This window comes from Pseudomonas oryzihabitans (genome assembly GCF_032027545.1).
Taxonomy (GTDB): domain Bacteria; phylum Pseudomonadota; class Gammaproteobacteria; order Pseudomonadales; family Pseudomonadaceae; genus Chryseomonas; species Chryseomonas oryzihabitans_F.
The window spans coordinates 1-752 of the sequence record NZ_JAVSJB010000087.1; the positions used below are offsets into that span (position 1 = coordinate 1).

Below are 752 nucleotides of genomic sequence, written 5' to 3' on the forward strand. Positions count from 1 at the left end.
CCCTCGCCCGCCCGTGCCACCACCACCGCTTCGTCCACCGCCGGATGGGCGCGCAGCCGTGCCTCGATCTCGCCCAGTTCCAGGCGCTGGCCGCGGATCTTCACCTGGTGATCGATCCGCCCCAGGTAGTCCAGGGCGCCGTCCGCCCGCCAACGCGCCAGGTCGCCAGTGCGGTACAGCCGTGCTCCAGGCGTGAAGGGATCGGCGACGAAGCGTTCGGCGGTCAGTCCGGGCCGGCCGTGGTAGCCACGCGCCAAGCCCGCGCCACCGATGTACAGCTCGCCGGTCACCCCGTCCGGCACCGGCGCCAACCAGGGGTCCAGCACCAGCAGGCGCAGGTTGGCGATGGGCCGGCCGATGGGCACCGCCAGGCCTTCGTCTGCGGGATCGCATGGCCAGTGGCTGACGTCGATGGCCGCCTCGGTGGGACCATAGAGGTTGTGCAACGCGGCCCCGTGGGCCTGGTGGAAGGCCTGCTGCAGTTCGCGCGGCAGGGCCTCGCCACTGCAGATCACCTGGTCCAGGCTCGGGCAGCGCGCCAGTTCGCCAGCGGCCAGGAAGGCCTGCAGCATGGACGGCACGAAGTGCAGCACCTGTACCCCTTCGGCCACGATCACCTCGCGCAGCGCCCGTGGATCGCGGTGGGCGCCCGGCTCGGCCACCACCAGGGTGGCGCCGGTCAGCAGCGGCCAGAAGAATTCCCACACCGAGACGTCGAAGCTGAACGGGGTCTTCTGCAGCACCCGCCGGCC

The 752-nt window shown here is 71.8% G+C and carries 1 protein-coding gene; it reads right to left on the bottom strand.

Translation table 11 applies throughout. The features are described 5' to 3' along the window. On the bottom strand, positions 1–752 hold a 752-nt coding region (locus RND78_RS27830), incomplete at both ends, for an AMP-binding protein (protein ID WP_312733452.1).